We start from the raw sequence: 733 nt of genomic DNA, 5'->3' as shown, positions 1-733 counted from the left end.
CGCCGCCGCCGCCGGTTGACGTATTCATCCTGCCGACGCCGGTGTTCGTGCCGATACCGGTGTTCATCAATCCGCCGCGCCACATCGTGCCGCCGCCGAACGACATCATCTTCAACAACATCCACAACACGACCGTCATCAACAACATCAACACGACGATCAGAAACGAGACCATCAATCAAACCGCGCAGCCGAGCGGCAATGCTCAGGCTGGCGTCACCACAGGCCAAAAGACGCTCGGAGGCGCCGTTGGTGCCCGCGCGGACGCGTTGGCGGCCAAGGTTGCGCTGCCGCCGGTGCTGCAGAAGAAGGCGGCGATATCCGGTCAGGCCCAGTCCAAGCAACAGGTCGGCTTGCCGCCGAAGCCCGGCCAGCGTGTTATCCAGGGTCAGCAGCCTGGCGCCGCGACTGCGCAGCCGGAGACCCAGTCCGCGACCGGCAAGCTGTCGCGCGATCACGCCTTGCCCGGAGCCGACGGCAAAAAGCTGCCGCTCGTCAACGGCAAGCCGGCGCTCAACGACCAGAATTTGCCCGGCAACAAGTTGAGGAAGCAGCTCGGCAAGCAAGGCATCGCGGGCGGCAACCAGGAAGCGACGGGCAATGCCGGTGCCGCCGTGACCGGAGAGCAGGGCACGGATCAGCGGAAGGGCAAGAAGTTCCGCAAGCTGCCGACCGTCAACGGTGCGCCGGCCGAAAACGGGCAGAGCGCGCAGGAGAAGGTCGAGAAGAACAA

At 65.1% G+C, this 733-nt stretch carries 1 pseudogene; it reads left to right on the top strand.

Annotated elements, in window-relative coordinates:
- Nucleotides 1-733 (top strand): annotated as a pseudogene (locus RFN28_RS34685) (caspase family protein); the annotation flags it as partial.

The sequence above is a fragment of the Mesorhizobium album genome (assembly GCF_033977205.1).
In the GTDB taxonomy this organism is placed as follows: domain Bacteria; phylum Pseudomonadota; class Alphaproteobacteria; order Rhizobiales; family Rhizobiaceae; genus Mesorhizobium; species Mesorhizobium album.
Note: the sequence above shows the minus strand (reverse complement) of the source record. Positions and strands in the feature narration are given on the sequence as shown.